Below are 813 nucleotides of genomic sequence, written 5' to 3' on the forward strand. Positions count from 1 at the left end.
GCGTTCCTGTTCACGGGGCAGGGTGCGCAGCGGTTGGGCATGGGCGCCGAACTCGCCGCCGCCTACCCCGTCTTCGCCGCCGCGTTCGACGAGGTGTGCACCGCCCTGGACAAACACCTCGACCGACCCCTACGCGAGGTCATCGACACCGACGAGATACACCAGACCGGCTACACCCAACCCGCCCTGTTCGCCTTCGAAGTCGCCCTGCACCGACTCGTCGAATCCTGGGGCATCCACCCCGACCACCTCGCCGGACACTCCATCGGCGAACTCACCGCCGCCCACATCGCCGGCATCCTCGACCTCACCGACGCCGCCACCCTCGTCACCGCCCGCGCCCGCCTCATGCAGAACCTCCCCACCGGCGGCGCCATGATCGCCATCCAGGCCACCGAAGACCAGATCACCGACCACCTCACCGACGGCGTCAGCATCGCCGCCGTCAACACCGCCACCGACCTCGTCCTCTCCGGCGACGAAACCGCCACCCTCACCACCGCCGAAACCCTCACCACACTCGGACACAAAACCAAACGCCTCACCGTCTCCCACGCCTTCCACTCCCACCTGATGGACCCCATGCTCGACGACTACCGCACCGTCGCCGCATCCATCACCCACCGGCAACCCACCATCCCCGTCATCTCCACCCTCACCGGCCAACCCCTCACCCCCACCCCCGACCACTGGGTCGACCAGGTCCGCCACACCGTCCGCTTCCACGACGCCATCACCACCCTCACCACCACCCACCACGTCGACACCTTCCTCGAAATCGGCCCCGACACCGTCCTCGCCACCGCCACCGCC

Annotated in this window: 1 protein-coding gene; it reads left to right on the forward strand. The window is 68.4% G+C overall.

Annotated elements, in window-relative coordinates; translation table 11 throughout:
• A partial coding sequence (locus ACFHW0_RS31690) for an acyltransferase domain-containing protein (protein ID WP_416613301.1) occupies positions 1-813 on the forward strand: 813 nt, incomplete at both ends.

It is taken from the genome of Micromonospora sp. LOL_025 (genome assembly GCF_048060285.1).
In the GTDB taxonomy this organism is placed as follows: domain Bacteria; phylum Actinomycetota; class Actinomycetes; order Mycobacteriales; family Micromonosporaceae; genus Micromonospora.